This is a genomic window from Chitinophaga sp. 05T412 (assembly GCF_056396465.1).
In genome coordinates this window covers 45093-61901 of record NZ_JBFTLN010000002.1, presented here as the reverse complement: position 1 = coordinate 61901, position 16809 = coordinate 45093, and the positions used below count along the sequence as shown (strand labels likewise).

Sequence of the window (16809 nt, the reverse complement as noted above, 5' to 3'; positions counted from 1 at the left end):
CATGATTTATATGTTTTTTATTAGTCTACCAATTCTGTAGACAAATATACGGATATACTTTTAACGGCAAAATTTTTTTTGTCTTGCCCGGATAACACTGATTGTCTGGATGTTATTTCCCAAAGATAATATTCTGCTTATACTTTTGTGAGTAATTGCTCGTAATCGCCGGAGGTATCGATATCGATGGCTCCCTGTGGGAAGTCGATGGTAGCTACCTGTTCGGGATGTTGCAGCAGTATTTTTTTGGCGCCTTCCTGGCCGGTGAGCGACAGCAATTGTGGAAAGATGGTTTTATGAAATAGGGCAGGAGTGCCAATGGTATTGCCGTAGGTGCAGGCCACCATGGGTTTGCCTGTCGTGTTTTTAAGGGCAAACATTTCTTCCAGCAGGGCGGTGGTAATGAATGGCTGATCGCATAGCAACAATAGGGCGTTGCTGATGTGTGGCGATAGTTGCAGGAGGTATTGCAGGCCTGTTTTGATAGAACCACCCATACCGGTGGGCCAGTGGGGATTTACCACGGTATGTACCATTTCTGAAATGAGTTGTTGCTTTACCTGGGTAGCGAAAGCGCCAAGTACCACTACGGCAGGTGTGGCGCCCGACTGGCCGGCAACGTGTACTACATTTTGGAGCAGGCTTTTATTCTGGAAAGGCAGTTGTTGTTTGGGTGTTCCCAATCTTTTAGAGGCGCCAGCGGCGAGGATGATGATACCGGTTGTTTCCATTATAGTTGTTGTTGAAGGATGATTTGTTGTTCGCGTGCGTGGATGGTGGTTGTTTTTTCCCGCAGGGAAGTCGCTGCGGTGGCTGACAGCACGGATTTTATTTCGCTGATAACAGACAAGGCAATTTCTTCAGCTGTTTCGGCGCCGAGGTCGAGGCCTGCGGGGCCGTGTATGCGTGACCGTTGTTGCCGGGAAACGGTTATGTTATTTTCTGTCAGTTCATCGAGCATGCGTTGCAGTTTTTTAGCGGGTCCCAATACGCCGATGTAGTGCAGGGGGAGCGGCAGCAGTTGTGCCAGCAGTGCCAGGTCGTAGTTGTAATTATGTGTCATGAGTACGACGGCGGTGTGCGGGTCTGTAGCTACCTGGGAGAGTACCTGCGCAGGTTTGGCGGTAATCAGTTGTGCTGCTTCCGGAAAGCGGCCAGCAGTGGCGTATCCGGGGCGACCGTCTGCCACAATGGTTTGCCAGCCGAGTATAGCGGCCATTTTCACCAGTGGTATCACGTCGTTTCCGGCGCCGGCAATCAGTAATTGTGGCGCTGGTGGCAGATAGGCGGTATGTGCCGTATAGTCGTTGCCGGTAGATAGGTATGTTTTGGTGCAGCTACTTTGTGTTTGAAGTGCCGCATGTGCATCAGCGGTGAGTGCGTTTTGCAGGTGGCCATCGGGGATGTGGTGCTGCATTAATCCATTGGCCGTGAGTACCAGGCAGGTACCCGGTTGTGGCGCTTTGCGATTGCGCAGCGTAAACAGCGTCACCAGCACAGCGGGTGCCCGGTGACGGGTAATTTCCTGCAGTAGTGCAATGGGGTTGAGTGGATCATCAGCGTTGACCGGTTCCAGGAGTATATGTATGATGCCGTTGCAGCCCAGGCCTACGCCCAGTTTGGCATCGTCATCATCATTGGTATCGTAGGTGACGAGCATGGGTTGTTGCTGCAGCATCACGAGTTGTGCTTTCCGGAGGGCATCGCCTTCCAGGCAGCCGCCGCTGATGGCGCCGGTGAGCACCCCGTTTTCTGTTACCAACATACGTGCGCCAGGCTGGCGGTAGGCGGAGCCTTCCACATGCACTACGGTAGCCAGGGCTGTTTGGAGCCCTTCGCGGCAGGCCGTATGGTATGCTTTAACGATATCGTTCAGTTCTTTMATATCGTGTGTTTAAACAGTTACCGGCGTATTCAACACTTTATCCGGTGTAATAGGTAAGTCACGTACCCGCTTACCGGTAGCATTGAATACGGCGTTAGAAATGGCCGCAGCAAAGCCTATCAACGCTATTTCTCCCATCCCTTTGGAACCCATGGGGTTGATATAGGGATCTTTTTTGTTGATGAAATACACATCGGTAGGTGGCGTATCTGCGTTTACCGCTACGTGGTAATCGGCCAGGTTGTTATTCACGAATCTGCCGAAGCGATGATCCAGTATAGCCTCTTCCGTTAGTGCCATGCCGATGCCGCCTACTACGCCGCCAATCATCTGGCTGCGGGCTGTTTTGGTATTCACGATGGTGCCGGCATCAGCTACGCTTACAATATGTTGGATGCGCACCACGCCGGTAGCCGGATGTACCAGCACTTTGGCGAAGTGCACAGAAAAAGAATACATGGAATATTTTTTTCTTTCCGGGCCGCCCTGTGAGGTGACCGTTACTTTTACTTCCGGCAGCTGCTGTTGTTGCAGGAGTGCTTCGGGCGCAGTTTTGTTTTCCCGGTTTGGAGGGAGGAGGTATCCATCTTCATAAATAATTGTTTCCGGTGTACTCCCTTTAAACGCAGGTATATGTGCAATGGCCATAGCACCCAGCTGCTGCTGTAATGCTTTACAGGCGTCGGTTACAGCACTGCCTACGGTAGATACGGTGGAGGAGCCGCCTTGCTCGGGTGCATAAGGATAGGTGGATTCTCCCAGCATGAATGTTATTTTTTCAGGAGCCATACCGGTTACGTCGGCCGCAATTTGTACCATGGCGGTGGCGGTGCCTGGACCAATATCCGCCGCAGCACTTTGCAGTATCAGGGAGCCATCTGATTTTAGTGTAGCAGATACCGTAGCTTTCCCACGGTAAGCGCCAAAGGTGCCACTACTCATGCCGTAGCCAACCAACATCCCATTTTCTTCCGTGCTGCGTGGCATAGGTTTCCTGGCGGACCATCCTATTTTTTCTGCCCCCAATGCGTATGCTTCTTTCAAATACTTACTCGAAAAAGGCAGATTTCTTTCCGGATCAGTATCGGCATGATTGAGTATCCGGAGTTGTAACGGATCTATTTTTAATTTGTGCGCTAACTCATCCATGGCTGATTCCAGCGCAAAGGAGCCGGTAGCTTCGCCGGGGCCGCGCATCCACACGGGTGTACTCATATTGAGTGGCACCAGCTGGTATTTGGTATCTACATTAGGACAGGCATACATGAATTTACTCATGGCCACAATGCCTTCTGTAAAATCTTCGTAGGGAGAAGTAATGGCTACAGCCTGATGTGTGATGCCGGTCAGCTTTCCTTCGGCAGTAGCGCCTATGCTGAGTTGCTGGGTGGCATTGGGCCGATAGCCAACGAGGGTAAACATCTGCTCGCGGGTAATCACCAATTTTACCGGTCGTCGTATTTTTTTTGCCGCCAATATGGTCGCTATTTCCATGGGCCAGATGCGTAACGCCATACCGAAACCGCCGCCTACAAATTGGGAGTGTACGGTGATATTTTGTTCCGGTAGCTGGAAGAGTTCCTGGATAGTTTCCTGTACGCTTTTTACCCCTTGTGTTTTTGCCCAGAGGGTGAGGGTATCCGGTGTTGTCCAGTGCGCGATGATGCCTGCCAGTTCCATGGGGTTATGCACTTCCAGCGGAAGGGTATAGGTAGCGCTGTGGGTAACGGCGGCTTTTTCCCATGCACCGGCTTCTCCGCGGAGATAGTCTTTCATCCGGTTGTTCTGAAAGGCTTTGCCTATGCTGGCATTCATGTCGGTATAATGTGTTTCCTGGTTGTACTGTACGGATACTAACGTAGCCGCATACACGGCACGTTCCAGTGTATTGGCTACTACAATGGCTACCGGCTGACCATTGGAATAGATGCGATCATCTTTAAATATCTGCAGGCCGTTTTTATCGCCGGCTTTGGCCGATTGATAAGCGGGTACCCGCGGTGTATTCAGGTGCGACACGATATCCGCCACACCGGGTGCCCGCAGGGCTTTGGTGGTGTCAATACTTTTGATGGTGCCACTACTGATCGGACTGCAAACCAAAGCTGCATATAGCAGATCCTCTACGTGATAGTCCGCGAAATATTTTGCGCCGCCGGTTACTTTTAGCCGGCCATCTACGCGATCCATAGATTGTCCTGTTTGTTGTTTTCTCATACGGTAGCGGCTTTTAGTAAGGCAGTTTGAATACTGTTGGCGGCGAGGGCCGGTTTAAAGGCGTTATGTTGGTATGTTTTGGCAGATTGTGTAGCGATGTTCGCCGCTATGCGGAAATTTTCTGCCGTGGGTGCCTTGCCTGTCAATGCTTTTTCGGCATCGGGTAAGCGCCAGGGTTTATGTGCCACGCCGCCCATGGCGAGGCGGGCCTGGTGAATTATACCGTCGCGGATTTCCAGTGCTGCAGCTACTGATACCAGTGCAAATGCATAGGACGCACGATCGCGTACTTTCAGGTAGTACACATTTTTAGTAAAGTTGTTGGCAGGGATTTCCACGGCAGTAATCAGTTCGTTTTTGCCGAGGTTATTATCCAGCTGTGGTGTATGGCCTGGCAGCCGGTGGAAGTCGGTGAATGGCATGCGGCGGTTGCCTTTAGGACCGCTTACCAGCACGGTAGCATCCAGGGCTGCGAGTGCTACGCACATATCGCTGGGATGTACGGCGATGCAGCTGTCGTTGGCGCCAAAAATAGCATGCATGCGGTTGATGCCACCGAGGGCGCCGCAGCCGCTGTTGGGACTGCGTTTATTACAGGGCATGGTGGTATCGTAAAAGTAAGAGCAGCGGGTGCGTTGCATCATATTACCACCTACGGTCGCCATATTGCGCAGCTGCTGAGAAGCCCCTGCCAGCAAGGCCTGCGACAGCAACGGATGATTTGTTTTTACCAAATCATGCGCCGCAAGATCGCTGTTAAGCACCAGGGCGCCGATGTGTAATACCCCGTTATTCAGTTGTATATCTTTTAGTGGAAGGCGATTAATATCTACCAGCTTTTCCGGTATGATGACCCCGTTTTTCATGAGATCCAGCAGGTTGGTACCGCCGGCAATAAAACGGGCATTGTTTTTAGCTACAGCCTCAATAGCGGCTTTCAGGCTGGTGGGCCTGACATAGGAGAATGGGTTCATACTGTTTTTCCTCCATTTTTTACATCAGTGATGGCATGTACTATGTTATCGTAAGCACCGCAGCGACAGATATTTCCGCTCATGAATTCGCGTATTTGTTCCGGGGAGTTGGCATGGCCTTCCCGCAGACAGGCAACCGCCGACATGATTTGTCCGGGTGTGCAGTAACCGCATTGAAAGCCATCGTGTTTAATAAAGGCTTCCTGTACCGGATGTAACTGATCACCGTTGGCGAGTCCTTCGATGGTAGTGATTTTCTTCCCTTCCTGCATCACAGCAAGGGTTAAACAGGCGTTAATACGACGGCCATCTATATGCACGGTGCAGGCGCCGCATTGGCCATGATCGCAACCTTTTTTGGTGCCGGTGAGATGCAGTTGTTCCCGCAGTAAGTCGAGCAGGGTGGTACGTGGTTCCACCGACAGCTGCATTTTTTTTCCATTGATGTCCATGTTAACGGGCATCTTCTCGAAGATGCCGGCAATGGCTTCATCATGTTGTGCGGCTTTCATCACCAGTGGCGGGGTGAGGGCGAGGGCCATCATGGCAGATGATTGCTTGAGAAAGTCGCGGCGCGCTTCCTGTTTATCCTTTTTGTGCGAAGAAGATTGTGGGTCGTTTTCAGCAGCCATTTGAGTCTTTATTAATCACTAATAAGATAGGAAAAATTATTGGCATTATCAGTTTTAATTAGTCCTGTTTTATCCCGGATCTGCACCATTTTGCGTAGTAGGGGTTGCTTACTTTTGTGTGATCAACAGCGGGCGAATTAATGCGATACATCTTAATACTGGCGGTGCTTTGGCTGGGTATTCCAGCCTGCGCGCAAAAAAATAAGGAGGTGATTTTGAGTGATAGTAACCTTTTCAAAGCTGCGGCGGAGAATGATACTGCTGCGCTGCAACATATGGTATTAACACCGGTTGTATTGGAAGCGAAAGATGCAGACGGGCGTACGCMATTGATGGTGGCTACTTATCATCATCATACAGCGGCAGCGCGGTTGTTGATTGCTGCCGGCGCCAGTGTAAATGCACAGGATAAGATGCTGAATTCTCCTTTCTTATATGCTGGTGCAGAAGGATATGCGGATATCGTGAAATTGTGTATGGCTGCGGGCGCTGACTATATGGTGTATAACCGTTATGGTGGCTCCGCCCTGATACCGGCTTGTGAGCGGGGACATATCGACGTGATCCGGCTTTTGCTGGCGGATAAAACTTTTCCGGTGAATCATATTAACCGGCTGGGATGGACCGCCTTATTAGAAGCCGTTATTTTAGGCGATGGTGGCACAATACAGCAGCAGGTGGTGAAGATGCTGATTGCTGCCGGCGTGGATCTGAATATTGCGGATCATGATGGCGTAACGGCATTGCAACATGCCAGGAAAAGAGGATATAAAGAAATGATGAATATCCTGCAACAGGCAGGCGCAAAATAAATACTCAATTTAAGCCGAATAAAGATACGATAGTGTGCATCGTACCGTAGTAGTGAGCGTGGTTAGGGGCTTGTGGAGTCGGGAGCTACGTAATAGCCCTCCGCGTTATCGCGGAGGGCTTTTTATTAGCTGTTAGCTGTTAGCCTTTAGCTGTTAGCAAAATGCAGCGAAGATGATGTTATATGTTCTTCTCTGCATTTTGCTAAAAGCTAAAGGCTCTTCAGATGTCCCAGCCATTGTTGGGCAAATTCATTGCCCGGATCGAGCTGCAGTAGCTTTTCGAAGGAGGCGATGGCAGCAGGGATTTGTTCCATATGATAAAACAGTACCGCACGATTGAGGTGTACATATGGGTTTTCCGGTGCAATAGCGAGCGCTTTATCATATATAGCAAGGGCAGTTTCGTATTGTTCCAGCAGCATCAGGATAGAGCCTTTATTCATCAGCAGGCCGGGTTCGGCAGGGGATAATTCCAGGCCTTTATCCGCATATTGCAATCCTTCCTGCAGGCGGTTGAATACTTGTTGTTGGCCGGTTTCATCTGCACCATGATCTTCCATGTGACTGATTACTTCATTGGCTTCCTGTAATATCTGTACTACTTGCTGTTCGTACCAGGCTGCGCTTTTTTCCACATTTTCCGTAAATGGAATTTTTTCCAGGTCCACTTCTTCTTCCGGTGATTCAGTCGCTTTCATTTTATCTGCAGCCGGTGCGTACCACCACTGGCAGAATTTGCCCAGTTCACCACCTACCGGCAGTTCATCTGCGGGAGGTAATCCTTCTGCCTCAATGGCATCATTGGCTACTACCAGGTCCAGTATGGCTTCCAGGGCTTTGTAGTGGATAGTTTCTCCTTCCTGTTCGGCCTGCATGACCATAAAAGGCAGCAGCAGATACCAAAACGAAAGGACTGCTTTATCTTTTTGTTCACCGGCTATTTCACAAATTTCCAGTGCCATCAGGAAGGTATCCATGGATGCTGGCGCAACGGCGTCTTCGCCGGTAATGGTGTTATTGGCTACCATGGCAGCCCAGAGAGCGGAGCCTGCGTCGCAGTATAAGATATATGTTTGTGTGGTTAAGTCGTAGTTGGCGTAACCGGCAACAGGGTTACTTTCTGCATCCCATTCTGCTGTGGGTTGCTCGTAGATAAAGCTGAATTTCTGACTGGTGGCCAGTGCGTCAAACCATGCCTGATGTGTGGCATAGGCGGGGTGGGCGCTGATGGGAAAGGTGTAAACGAAACGGTGCTTCACCAGGATATCCATTACCCGGAAGTGGGTAAAGCCGGTGTCGAACTGGTTTTGTAATTTATAGAGGTTGTAAAAGAAACTTCTGTGATCCAGTCCTTCTTCCTGGCTTTTGTCCAGGCTATAAACGGATAGCTCCACTAATGATTCTACTTCATGCATCGCCATATGTAACTTGCTTTTGCGCAAAATTACCTATTTCGGATAAAGGAGCAAAAAGGAGCGAATATTGTCTGAGGCAGTCTAATCCTGTCCTCAGACAATATTTACGTTATTTCATCAGCACATTCTTCACATACTTATAGCTGGTGGTAATGCTCTGGAATGGCTCAATGGTGATTTTGTCCTGTTCAACAAACAGGTGTTTTACGCCTGCCAGTTTTGCCTGGGCAAATATTTTGTGGAAGTCGATGCTACCGGTACCTACTTCTGCAAAGGTGACGCCGGAGAGGAGTTCCATGGAGGTTTTGTTTTCGGTGCCGGCGGCGGTAAGACTGGCAGTATTGTTTTTATCCATGTCTTTTACGTGCCAGGCTACGAATCTGCCAGGGGCTTCTTTGAAGAGGGTAATGGGATCGCGGCCTGATTTTACGGCCCAGAAAAGATCCAGTTCAAAGGAAACGAGGGAAGGATCAGTTTCTTTCAGCATAATATCATAGCCGGTGCTATCGGTATCTGCCAGCTTCTTGAATTCCCAATAGTGGTTGTGGTAGCCAATGCGCAGGTTGTGTTTTTTACATATTTCGCCGGCTTTATTCAACTGGGCGGCCATATATTTATAATCATCTGCACCCAGTTTTTTATCCCAGAGGGAGAGTGGTAATACTGGTACAATGAAATATTGCTGGCCAAGGGCAGCAGCGAGGTCAATTTGTGGCTGTAATGCGGCAGCGTCACCATTACCACGGGTCAGGTAATCGTTGAGCTGATAGTGGCCAGACGGGGTAGTGAGCTGGTGCTGTTTTAACAACGCACTTAATGCCTTGGGTTTGAGACCCCAGAATGCTCCTTTATCGGCGGCGCCTTCATAGCCGTAGAATGTTTCTACTTCATTGTAGCCAATCTTAGCCACTTTTGCGAGGGTGCCTTTCACATCTTTGGCCAGTTCGTCGCGGAGGGTATATAATTGCAGACCTATTTTTTTAGGAAGGGCTTTGTTGCCGGTCATGGCAGAGAGGCCACCGGGCAACATCAAGCCGGCAACTAAGAGTCCTGTTTGCTGAATAAATGAACGTCTGGAAGTATTCATGCGGATAATATTTTTTAACGTGGATGAATATATAATCGGATGATTATGTGCAGCAATTTAGCAAAACGATTGCATCTTGTTCAAAAATTTTAAAAAAGAAAATAAGGCTGGTACTTTTTTACCCGAAGGGTTGAAATAACATCAGCTGTTCTAACCTGACCGGGTATACGTATAAAATGCCTTTTAGCCCCCGATGCAGGATAGGTGTTGGTTTAGGTAAATCCTTACTGCGTCATGGTTGCAGCGGTTTTTGTTTATGTAATTTTTGGAGAAATATGCGTTTAATTTATTAAATTGTTTAGTAGTTACTTATCCAAAAACCGCGTCCAAATGAGTTTTTTTTTCAGCAATGTAAGGCAGGCAGAAGAAGGCGTCCGGAAGAAATCTAAAGTAAGGGAATGGATAGAGGCAGTTCTTTTTGCGGTGGTTGCTGCTACCCTCATCCGCACTTTTATTTTCGAGGCATTTGTTATCCCCAGCGGTTCCATGGAAAAGACGCTGTTGGTGAACGATTTTATTTTTGTTAGCAAAATCAGTTACGGCCCACGAATCCCTAATACCCCGCTGGCATGGCCTTTCACGCATCATACCATGCCCTTTACCAAAAATGTGAAACCCTTTTCCACCGCGGTCAGCTGGCCTTATAAGCGACTGCCGGGATTTAGCAGCATTCAGCGGAATGATGTGATTGTGTTTAATTATCCCTGTGGAGATAGTGTGTTAAAAAACCTTGCAGGAGAAGATGAAGACTATTATATGCAGGTACATTCCCTCGGATATGAGTATGTGCGCAAGAATTATCCGCCGCCGATAACGCGGCCGGTAGATAAACGGGAGAACTGGATTAAGCGATGTGTGGCAGTAAGCGGCGATACGGTGCTGATCATCGATGGCGTTGTTTATATTAATAGTGCGCCGGGGCTGGTGCCGCATAATTTTGAGGCCAGGTATTATGTAACGATGCCCAATCATAAACCGATTGACAGTTTACTGGAAAACATACTGGGCACAGATCATATATTGCGTCCTACCAGAGATTCGACCACGTTCGTCTATAATCTTAGTTTGCCCGCTATAGATACACTTCGGGCTAGAGGCGCTATTATAAAACGCAAAACATACGATGCATTTGGGGATAACCGCGTATTTCCTTTTGATGTACAGCATTACGAATGGAATGAAGACTGCTTCGGTCCTTTATATATTCCTAAAAAAGGCGCCACCGTGAAACTGGATACGCTTACGTTGCCGCTGTATCGCCGTATTATTACCACGTATGAACATAATACCCTGAGAACAGACAGTAGTAATAAAATATACATCAACGGTGAGGAAACTACTACCTATACGTTTAAAATGAATTACTATTGGATGATGGGTGATAACCGGAATGAATCTACGGATTCCCGCTTCTGGGGCTTTGTTCCGGAAGATCATATTGTAGGGAAGGCGTGGTTGGTGTGGATGAGTATAGAAAAAAAGCGTATCCGCTGGAGTAGGTTATTTTCGGTGATAAAATAAATGCAGATGTTGTTCGATGGAAACAACATCTGCACGGTATATTATTTAGTCAAAGCCGTTTTCTCTTTTACTTCCTGCAGCAGCTGATCCAGCGCTGCTCTATCCAGTAATTTACCTTTTACCACCAACGCATAGATTTTCTGCGTGTTGTGGATATCTGCTACCGGATTGGCATCCAGTAATAGTATATCTGCCTTTTTGCCGGGGGCAATGGCGCCATAGTTGGTTTTATGCAGGAAGACAGGAGAGTTAATCACCGAAGCCTGTAATGCCTGCAGCGGCGTAAGGCCAAACTTCACCATCAGCGCCAATTCCTGGTGTAAGCCGATGCCCGGGAAATCAAATGAATTGAGATAACCGGCATCAGTACCCGCCATTAGTTTTATGCCTGCTTTTTGCAGCAACGGCAAAATAGACGATGCTGTTTCGTACATCATTTTACGGCGTACAATAGCGGCGCTATCATCGGCAGCTGCTCTTTTTACACGCCACTCATAAGTGCGTTGCAGGCCCTTTCCGATGTACTGCAGGTAAGGGTCATGTGCGTGGTTGTCCTGGTCGAAGTAGGCGAGTATCTGTCCCAGTGTAAGCGTTGGCGTTAGATAGGTGCCTTTTTCTGCCATGTAGCGATATGTTTTCATGGCGGCCGCTGTATCAAAATTTTTCAGGATATACTGATTGATGGCAGCACCTTTTATTTCGCCACTGTCCTTTATTGACTTCATCGCGCCATTGTAATACATCCTGACTGATGTCTGCTGAACAATCGCGGATAGTAGTAATGCCATTAGCAAGATACAAAGGCAGGAAGTTTTTATTTTCTTCGCGCAGGGTATCGCCGCCGCCGAAGTGCATGTGCATATCCCATAATCCGGGCATGGCGTATTTGTTGTGGCCATCTACTGTTTCGGTGGCATGGTATTGCTTTGCCTGTTGGTTGTCCATCACGGCAATGATACTGTCGTGGCGTACCGCGATGGCCTGGTTGGCGGTGATATGGCCGGTTTTTACATCAATGATCCGGACTGACTTAATCAGCAGGTCGGCCTGTTTTTGCTGGCTGAATGCAGCGAGGCCGCAAAAGAGCGCCAGGAAGGAGAGTGATATTTTTTTCATAGTGATGTTGTTGGCTGTTTTTTGAGATGAATGATGGCCGCGCAGGTAATGAACAATGCACCTACGGCTGTAACGCCGATCCAGTGCCAATAGTTCCAGGCTTGTGCGCCCAGCAGTGATCCGATTGATCCGCCGGCAAAGGAGCTGGAAATATAGATGGTATTCAGGCGGCTGCGGGCTTCCGGCCGCAGGGCGAATATTTTCGACTGGTTGGATATATGTGTGATTTGCATACCAATATCCAGGAGGATCACGCCAATGATTAAGCCGATCAATGAACCGGCAGAAAATCCCATGATGATGAATGCCAGCAGGGCGCCGATAATACCCAGGCGGATGGTAAAGTCCGGTCCTTTGGTATCGGCTGATTTACCAGCGAGTGGTGCTGCTAAAGCGCCACAGGCACCAATAAGTCCGAAGAGACCTACCATATCACTTTTATAAAAGAAAGGAGCGCCTTCCAGTAAAAATACCAGCGTAGTCCAGAAGATGCTGAAGGCACCAAACATGAAGAAGCCGATGAAGGCGGATTGGCGCAGCGTAGGTAGTTCTTTCGATAAAGTACCCAATGAGCGCATAAGGCTACCATAACTGCCTTCAAAGGAAGGTGGATTTTCCGGTAGTTTCAGCGCCAGCACTACCCATAATATTACCATGGCCACTGCACCGGCATAAAATACTGCCTGCCATCCGAAATGGGCGCCTATAAAGCCGCTCAGCGTACGGGACAGGAGGATACCTATCAACAAACCACTCATCACCTTACCCACAATTTTACCACGGGTGGCATCAGGAGCCAGGGTAGCGGCCATGGGTAAGAGTAACTGTGGTACGGCAGAGAAAAAGCCGATCAATAAACTGGCGATTAACATCGTCCAGTAATGAGTAGCCATCGCTGCAACGCCCATGAAGAAGGCGGCCCCCGCGAGCTTTACGAGGATGAGTTTTTTACGTTCCGTTTTATCTCCCAATGGTACTACAAACAACAATCCCAGGGTATATCCCACCTGTGTGATGGTGGCAATCCAGCTTATTTGTTGATCATTAACGCCGAAAGAAGCCGCCATTTGCAACAGCAAAGGCTGATTGTAATAGATGTTAGCTACCACCAGGCCGCAGGTAACGGCCATCAGTATTACTAAACTATTGTTCACTGCAGATCCGGGTTGACGGACCTTTCTTATTAACACTTGTTCCATACCGCAAAGGTACCGGGCGAGCGGGGCGGAAAATGGTACAGGTTATAAAAGTGCGGGTACATTTTATGACTTCCGGCGAAAATCCAGCGGTGAAGCGCCGGTATATTTTTTAAAGAAGCGGGAGAAATAGGAGGTATCATTGAACCCCAGGGTGTAGGCCACTTCTTTTACGTCCATGCCCGTGAGGGTGAGCATACGTTTGGCTTCCAGCAGTAATCGTTCGCGTATATATTCACCGGCTGTTTTATCGGAGCCTTTTTTACATACCTGATTCAGGTAGCTGGCAGTTACATGCAGTTGAGCGGCATAGTGGTTGACCTCATGATATTGGGAATACTGTTCTTCCAGTAGTAACAGGAAGCGGTTAATGAGGTGGTTGGCCGCTGCGGCTACTTCTTCGGGGTGAGTGGCTACATACCAGCGCTGCAGCAACAGTAGCACAATCTGTAGCCGGTGTTGGATGATATTGGCGGCGGTTTCCTTTTCCATGAGTTGTAGTTCGCCGGTCAGCTGTTCGTACTGTGCAGGATTTAGTTTTAATACCGGAACAGCGGCGGGCGTGAAGAAAGGCCATAATGGACCTTTTTGCAGCATAAACGCGGCAGAAAACATTACCTGGTAGCCACTGGTATTTTTAGAAAGATGCCATTGATGTGCCTGTCCGGGTGCCAGAAAAAACACGGTGCTGTTGCTGACTTTATAATCTTTGAAGTCGATGGTATGGGTACCGCTGCCATGAGAAATCATCAGCAGCAGGAAGAAATCATGTTTATGCGCTTCCGGTATCACCGGCATATTGATGGGCGTATGGTGCACGATTTTGAAATCTTCCTTTCTGTAGGGAAGATTAAAAATCTTTTCAATACCGAAGGTAGGCAGTGACATGGTGTAAAATTACGGATTAAGGACTACGAATTCGTAATTTCGCATTTATGCCATTGATTCACCACTCGGACTACCGGGCGCCTTTTCTTTTACAAAATCGTCATATGCTGACGATTTATCCTTCTTTGTTTCGCAATATTAAACCGGCGGTATACCGCCGGGAGCAGATTTCTACGCCAGATAATGACTTCCTGGATCTKGATTTCAGTGAGCAGGGGCATGATCGTATTGTAGTGATTTTACATGGTTTGGAAGGCAGTTCCACGCGTAAGTATGTGCTGGGGATGGTACATATTTTTAATGGCGCCGGGTTTGATACCGTATCTATGAATTTCCGCGGCTGTGGAGGAACGCCCAACAAACAGCTCCGTTTTTATCATAGTGGCGAAACGGGAGATCTGCAAACCGTGATTGCGCATTTGGTATCGTTGAATAAATATAAGGCCATACACCTCGTAGGGTTTTCTCTGGGAGGGAATGTAACGTTGAAATACCTGGGAGAGCAGGGAGCAGCTGCAGCGGAGATCATTAAATCGGCGGTGGCTATCTCGGTACCCTGTRACCTGCAAAGTGGTGCGGTGGAGTTAGAGAAGCCGCATAACATTATATACATGCAGCGGTTTATCCGGGAGCTGGGGAATAAGTTGCAGGCCAAGGAACAGCAGTTTCCCGGCAGCATTCGTATGGACGGGTATGAAGGGGTGAAGTCGTTCCGGCAGTTTGATGATCGTTATACCGCGCCTATGCATGGCTTTAAGGATGCCCTGACTTATTGGGAGCAATGTAGTTCCCGGTCGTTTTTGCCTGATATTCGTATACCCGTGTTAGTCATTAATGCCAAGGATGATCCTTTTCTGGGGGCGGCATGTTATCCGTATGAGGTGGCGGCGGCTAGTCCGTATGTTTTTTTGGAAACGCCGCAGCAGGGCGGACACGTTGGTTTTGTGCAGTTTGGAGAAGAATTTTACTGGTCAGAGAAGCGGGCATTGGCCTTTATTCAGCAGGGATAATTTGGGGTATTGCTATTATTATTACTTTTTTATAGTTTACATCCGAACGGTGTGCATCATTTAAAACTTGTTATACTCAATGGAGCGAATGCCATCAGAAGAAGAGGTGTTGCGGCGGATGATAGGAGGTGATGAATTGGCTTTTTCCAGTATTTACCGGCACTACCATTCTTCGCTCTATATCTATCTGTTACGCTTTTGCAAAGTGCCTTCCCTGGCGGAGGACCTTGTTCATGATGTATTCCTTAAAATCTGGGAGATCCGGGATCGTATTAATCCACAGCTTTCTTTCAGCGGCTACCTGTACCGGATTGCCCGTAATCATGTTTTCAAAACTATCGCCAAATTATCTACCGATGAACAAATGCGGGAGCAGTTGTTGCTGCAGCTGGCTCACCAGGATGCGGGACTAACAGACCTCACCATCCGGGCGAGAGAGTATGAGCGGCTGTTGCAGGAGGCGCTGAGTCAGATGACGAGTCAGCGTTTAAATGTATTCCGGCTTTGTCGCCAGGAAGGCAAAACCTACGATGAAGCGGCTGCTATACTGGGCATTTCCCGCGATACCGTTAAGAAACATATGGTACTCAGTATGCGGTTTATACAGGATTATATCTTCCGTCATGGTGATATTCTGGTGGCCACCTTTCTCCTCACTGCCATCGTTTAAAAAAATATTTTTCCACAGGGGTACCCTCTTTCTTTATTTCCGGATATTATATACAGGGCCTGTAGGTAAATGGCCTGTGTTACCAGTATGCATCAACCGGAAGAAGCACTCATAAAAAAATACCTTGACGGGCAATGTAGTCCGGAGGAGATAGCTGTTTTATATAGGTGGCTGCTTTCTTCTGACGCGCACAAACCATTGCTGGCAGCGATGCAGGAAGATTTTGAGCGGGTGATGAATGCGCATCCGGCTGTGCCGGAAGAAATCAGTAACCGGATAGAAACCAGGCTGCTGGCTTCTATCGGACAGAATAAAGTTGTGCGTATGCGCACCACACAACGGTGGAAATGGGTAGCCGCAGCTTCCATTGCCTTGTTGCTGGCAACAGGTACCACCTTGTTTTATCAATGGCATCAACCCGCTGCGCCGGTAGGATTGGCCATAAAAGCAGCAGACGTGAAGCCGGGTTCTAATAAAGCGGTATTAACACTGGCAGATGGCTCGGTAGTAACATTGGATAGTGCCGGCAACCAGGTGATACAGCAAGGAAGCACCAAGGTAGAGCAGAAGAATGGCGAATTGCAATATGCTACCGGAGGCGATAAGACCGCTATTGGTTACAATACATTAAAGGTGCCTCGTGGTGGTCAGTTTACGGTTGTACTGCCAGACGGTACACAGGTATGGTTGAACTCCGCTTCCAGCCTGCGTTATCCTACTGCTTTTAACGGGGATAACCGTACTGTAGAAATGCAGGGACAGGGATATTTTGAAGTAAAGAAAAATGCCAGACAGCCTTTTATTGTGAAAGTGAATAGTATGGAAGTAGAGGTATTAGGTACCGGCTTTGATATTATGGCTTATGATGATGAAGACGAGCAGCGTACAACACTGGTGAGTGGCGCGGTAAAAGTGAAGCAGGGTAGTGTGGAAAAATACCTGAAGCCCGGACAGCAGGCAGCTGTTGATAATACTACCGGCGTGATGCTGGTACGTAGTGCGGATGTACAGGAAGTAGTAGCCTGGAAAACTGGTTTCTTTGAATTTGATAATGCCAATATAAATGTTATCCTGCGGCAGTTAGCCCGTTGGTATGATATTGAAGTAGATACAAAAACTGCTGACAACAGACTTTTCGGTGGCCGGCTTAACAGAAATCTGCCGTTATCGGAGATGTTGGCCCTGTTGGGTAGCAGTGGCGCTAAATTTAAACTTGAAGGAAGAAAACTAACTGTTATTAGATAAAATAAGATGAAAGCTTAGAGAATTGCTGCTTCCACGTTGCGGCACCACGTATTATTTATTAAAACTGATAAATTTTAAACAAGATGGCAACAACCGAGACTAGCTAGTCAGGGAACGTATGTCCAAAAAAAACCGGAAGTG

General features: G+C 48.2%; 16 protein-coding genes. 5 read left to right on the top strand and 11 right to left on the bottom strand.

Annotation, left to right across the window (positions count from 1 at the left end):
• Nucleotides 1-137 precede the first annotated feature (137 nt).
• Genes AC1DFM_RS03720 through AC1DFM_RS03700 form a run of 5 tightly spaced genes read right to left on the bottom strand, consistent with a single transcriptional unit; the run spans nt 138 to nt 5708 of the window.
• The gene (locus tag AC1DFM_RS03720; RefSeq protein WP_477075380.1) at nt 138-731 is read right to left on the bottom strand and encodes a nucleotidyltransferase family protein; all 594 of its coding nucleotides are present in this window, start codon (nt 729-731) and stop codon (nt 138-140) included.
• Complete coding sequence (locus AC1DFM_RS03715; RefSeq protein WP_477076031.1) at nt 731-1867, bottom strand: XdhC family protein; 1137 nt, start codon at nt 1865-1867, stop codon at nt 731-733. The genes AC1DFM_RS03720 and AC1DFM_RS03715 overlap by 1 nt, the downstream gene beginning before the upstream one ends.
• Before the next feature lie 27 nt (nt 1868-1894).
• Nucleotides 1895-4102 (bottom strand): xanthine dehydrogenase family protein molybdopterin-binding subunit, encoded by a 2208-nt coding sequence (locus AC1DFM_RS03710; RefSeq protein WP_477075379.1) that lies wholly within the window; start codon nt 4100-4102, stop codon nt 1895-1897.
• A complete protein-coding gene (locus tag AC1DFM_RS03705) occupies nt 4099-5076 on the bottom strand; it encodes an FAD binding domain-containing protein (protein WP_477075378.1) in 978 nt (325 codons plus the stop codon). Before AC1DFM_RS03705 ends, AC1DFM_RS03710 begins: the two co-directional genes overlap by 4 nt.
• Nucleotides 5073-5708, bottom strand: coding sequence for a (2Fe-2S)-binding protein (locus AC1DFM_RS03700; RefSeq protein WP_477075377.1), 636 nt, complete (start codon nt 5706-5708; stop codon nt 5073-5075). Before AC1DFM_RS03700 ends, AC1DFM_RS03705 begins: the two co-directional genes overlap by 4 nt.
• A gap of 140 nt (nt 5709-5848) precedes the next feature.
• Here AC1DFM_RS03700 and AC1DFM_RS03695 point away from each other — a divergent pair, with 140 nt between their 5' ends.
• Nucleotides 5849-6520 (top strand): ankyrin repeat domain-containing protein, encoded by a 672-nt coding sequence (locus AC1DFM_RS03695; protein ID WP_477075376.1) that lies wholly within the window; start codon nt 5849-5851, stop codon nt 6518-6520.
• A gap of 209 nt (nt 6521-6729) precedes the next feature.
• Here AC1DFM_RS03695 and AC1DFM_RS03690 read toward each other — a convergent pair whose 3' ends face one another.
• The gene (locus AC1DFM_RS03690) at nt 6730-7941 is read right to left on the bottom strand and encodes a tetratricopeptide repeat protein (RefSeq protein WP_477075375.1); all 1212 of its coding nucleotides are present in this window, start codon (nt 7939-7941) and stop codon (nt 6730-6732) included.
• Nucleotides 7942-8044: 103 nt separating this feature from the next.
• Nucleotides 8045-9022 (bottom strand): sugar phosphate isomerase/epimerase family protein, encoded by a 978-nt coding sequence (locus tag AC1DFM_RS03685; protein WP_477075374.1) that lies wholly within the window; start codon nt 9020-9022, stop codon nt 8045-8047.
• Between the two features lie 330 nt (nt 9023-9352).
• Between AC1DFM_RS03685 and lepB the strand changes: the two genes are divergently transcribed.
• A complete protein-coding gene (gene lepB, locus AC1DFM_RS03680; RefSeq protein ID WP_477075373.1) occupies nt 9353-10543 on the top strand; it encodes a signal peptidase I in 1191 nt (396 codons plus the stop codon).
• 41 nt (nt 10544-10584) lie between these two features.
• Here the strand turns inward: lepB and AC1DFM_RS03675 are convergent, their stop codons facing one another.
• From AC1DFM_RS03675 to AC1DFM_RS03660, 4 genes are all read right to left on the bottom strand, one after another.
• Complete coding sequence (locus tag AC1DFM_RS03675; RefSeq protein WP_477075372.1) at nt 10585-11268, bottom strand: amidohydrolase family protein; 684 nt, start codon at nt 11266-11268, stop codon at nt 10585-10587.
• Nucleotides 11198-11659 (bottom strand): amidohydrolase family protein, encoded by a 462-nt coding sequence (locus AC1DFM_RS03670; RefSeq protein ID WP_477075371.1) that lies wholly within the window; start codon nt 11657-11659, stop codon nt 11198-11200. The genes AC1DFM_RS03675 and AC1DFM_RS03670 overlap by 71 nt, the downstream gene beginning before the upstream one ends.
• Nucleotides 11656-12858 (bottom strand): MFS transporter, encoded by a 1203-nt coding sequence (locus AC1DFM_RS03665; RefSeq protein ID WP_477075370.1) that lies wholly within the window; start codon nt 12856-12858, stop codon nt 11656-11658. The genes AC1DFM_RS03670 and AC1DFM_RS03665 overlap by 4 nt, the downstream gene beginning before the upstream one ends.
• A gap of 63 nt (nt 12859-12921) precedes the next feature.
• On the bottom strand, nt 12922-13743 hold the full coding sequence (locus AC1DFM_RS03660; protein ID WP_477075369.1) for a helix-turn-helix domain-containing protein: 822 nt from the start codon (nt 13741-13743) through the stop codon (nt 12922-12924).
• A 104-nt stretch (nt 13744-13847) separates the two neighbouring features.
• Here AC1DFM_RS03660 and AC1DFM_RS03655 point away from each other — a divergent pair, with 104 nt between their 5' ends.
• From AC1DFM_RS03655 to AC1DFM_RS03645, 3 genes are all read left to right on the top strand, one after another.
• Nucleotides 13848-14753 (top strand): YheT family hydrolase, encoded by a 906-nt coding sequence (locus tag AC1DFM_RS03655; RefSeq protein ID WP_477075368.1) that lies wholly within the window; start codon nt 13848-13850, stop codon nt 14751-14753.
• 79 nt (nt 14754-14832) lie between these two features.
• Nucleotides 14833-15423, top strand: coding sequence for an RNA polymerase sigma factor (locus AC1DFM_RS03650; protein WP_477075367.1), 591 nt, complete (start codon nt 14833-14835; stop codon nt 15421-15423).
• Nucleotides 15424-15492: 69 nt separating this feature from the next.
• The gene (locus tag AC1DFM_RS03645; RefSeq protein WP_477075366.1) at nt 15493-16668 is read left to right on the top strand and encodes a FecR domain-containing protein; all 1176 of its coding nucleotides are present in this window, start codon (nt 15493-15495) and stop codon (nt 16666-16668) included.
• The last annotated feature ends 141 nt before the right edge of the window (nt 16669-16809 follow it).

What these genes read in the sequence shown, in the direction of transcription:
- AC1DFM_RS03720 (WP_477075380.1), bottom strand. Translation starts at nt 731, where the DNA reads ATGGAAACAACCGGTATCATCATCCTCGCCGCTGGCGCCTCTAAAAGA.
- AC1DFM_RS03670 (WP_477075371.1), bottom strand. Translation starts at nt 11,659, where the DNA reads ATGAAAAAAATATCACTCTCCTTCCTGGCGCTCTTTTGCGGCCTCGCT.
- AC1DFM_RS03660 (WP_477075369.1), bottom strand. Translation starts at nt 13,743, where the DNA reads ATGTCACTGCCTACCTTCGGTATTGAAAAGATTTTTAATCTTCCCTAC.
- AC1DFM_RS03705 (WP_477075378.1), bottom strand. Translation starts at nt 5,076, where the DNA reads ATGAACCCATTCTCCTATGTCAGGCCCACCAGCCTGAAAGCCGCTATT.
- AC1DFM_RS03690 (WP_477075375.1), bottom strand. Translation starts at nt 7,941, where the DNA reads ATGGCGATGCATGAAGTAGAATCATTAGTGGAGCTATCCGTTTATAGC.
- AC1DFM_RS03650 (WP_477075367.1), top strand. Translation starts at nt 14,833, where the DNA reads ATGGAGCGAATGCCATCAGAAGAAGAGGTGTTGCGGCGGATGATAGGA.
- AC1DFM_RS03700 (WP_477075377.1), bottom strand. Translation starts at nt 5,708, where the DNA reads ATGGCTGCTGAAAACGACCCACAATCTTCTTCGCACAAAAAGGATAAA.
- lepB (WP_477075373.1), top strand. Translation starts at nt 9,353, where the DNA reads ATGAGTTTTTTTTTCAGCAATGTAAGGCAGGCAGAAGAAGGCGTCCGG.
- AC1DFM_RS03675 (WP_477075372.1), bottom strand. Translation starts at nt 11,268, where the DNA reads ATGAAGTCAATAAAGGACAGTGGCGAAATAAAAGGTGCTGCCATCAAT.
- AC1DFM_RS03665 (WP_477075370.1), bottom strand. Translation starts at nt 12,858, where the DNA reads ATGGAACAAGTGTTAATAAGAAAGGTCCGTCAACCCGGATCTGCAGTG.
- AC1DFM_RS03710 (WP_477075379.1), bottom strand. Translation starts at nt 4,102, where the DNA reads ATGAGAAAACAACAAACAGGACAATCTATGGATCGCGTAGATGGCCGG.
- AC1DFM_RS03645 (WP_477075366.1), top strand. Translation starts at nt 15,493, where the DNA reads ATGGCCTGTGTTACCAGTATGCATCAACCGGAAGAAGCACTCATAAAA.
- AC1DFM_RS03685 (WP_477075374.1), bottom strand. Translation starts at nt 9,022, where the DNA reads ATGAATACTTCCAGACGTTCATTTATTCAGCAAACAGGACTCTTAGTT.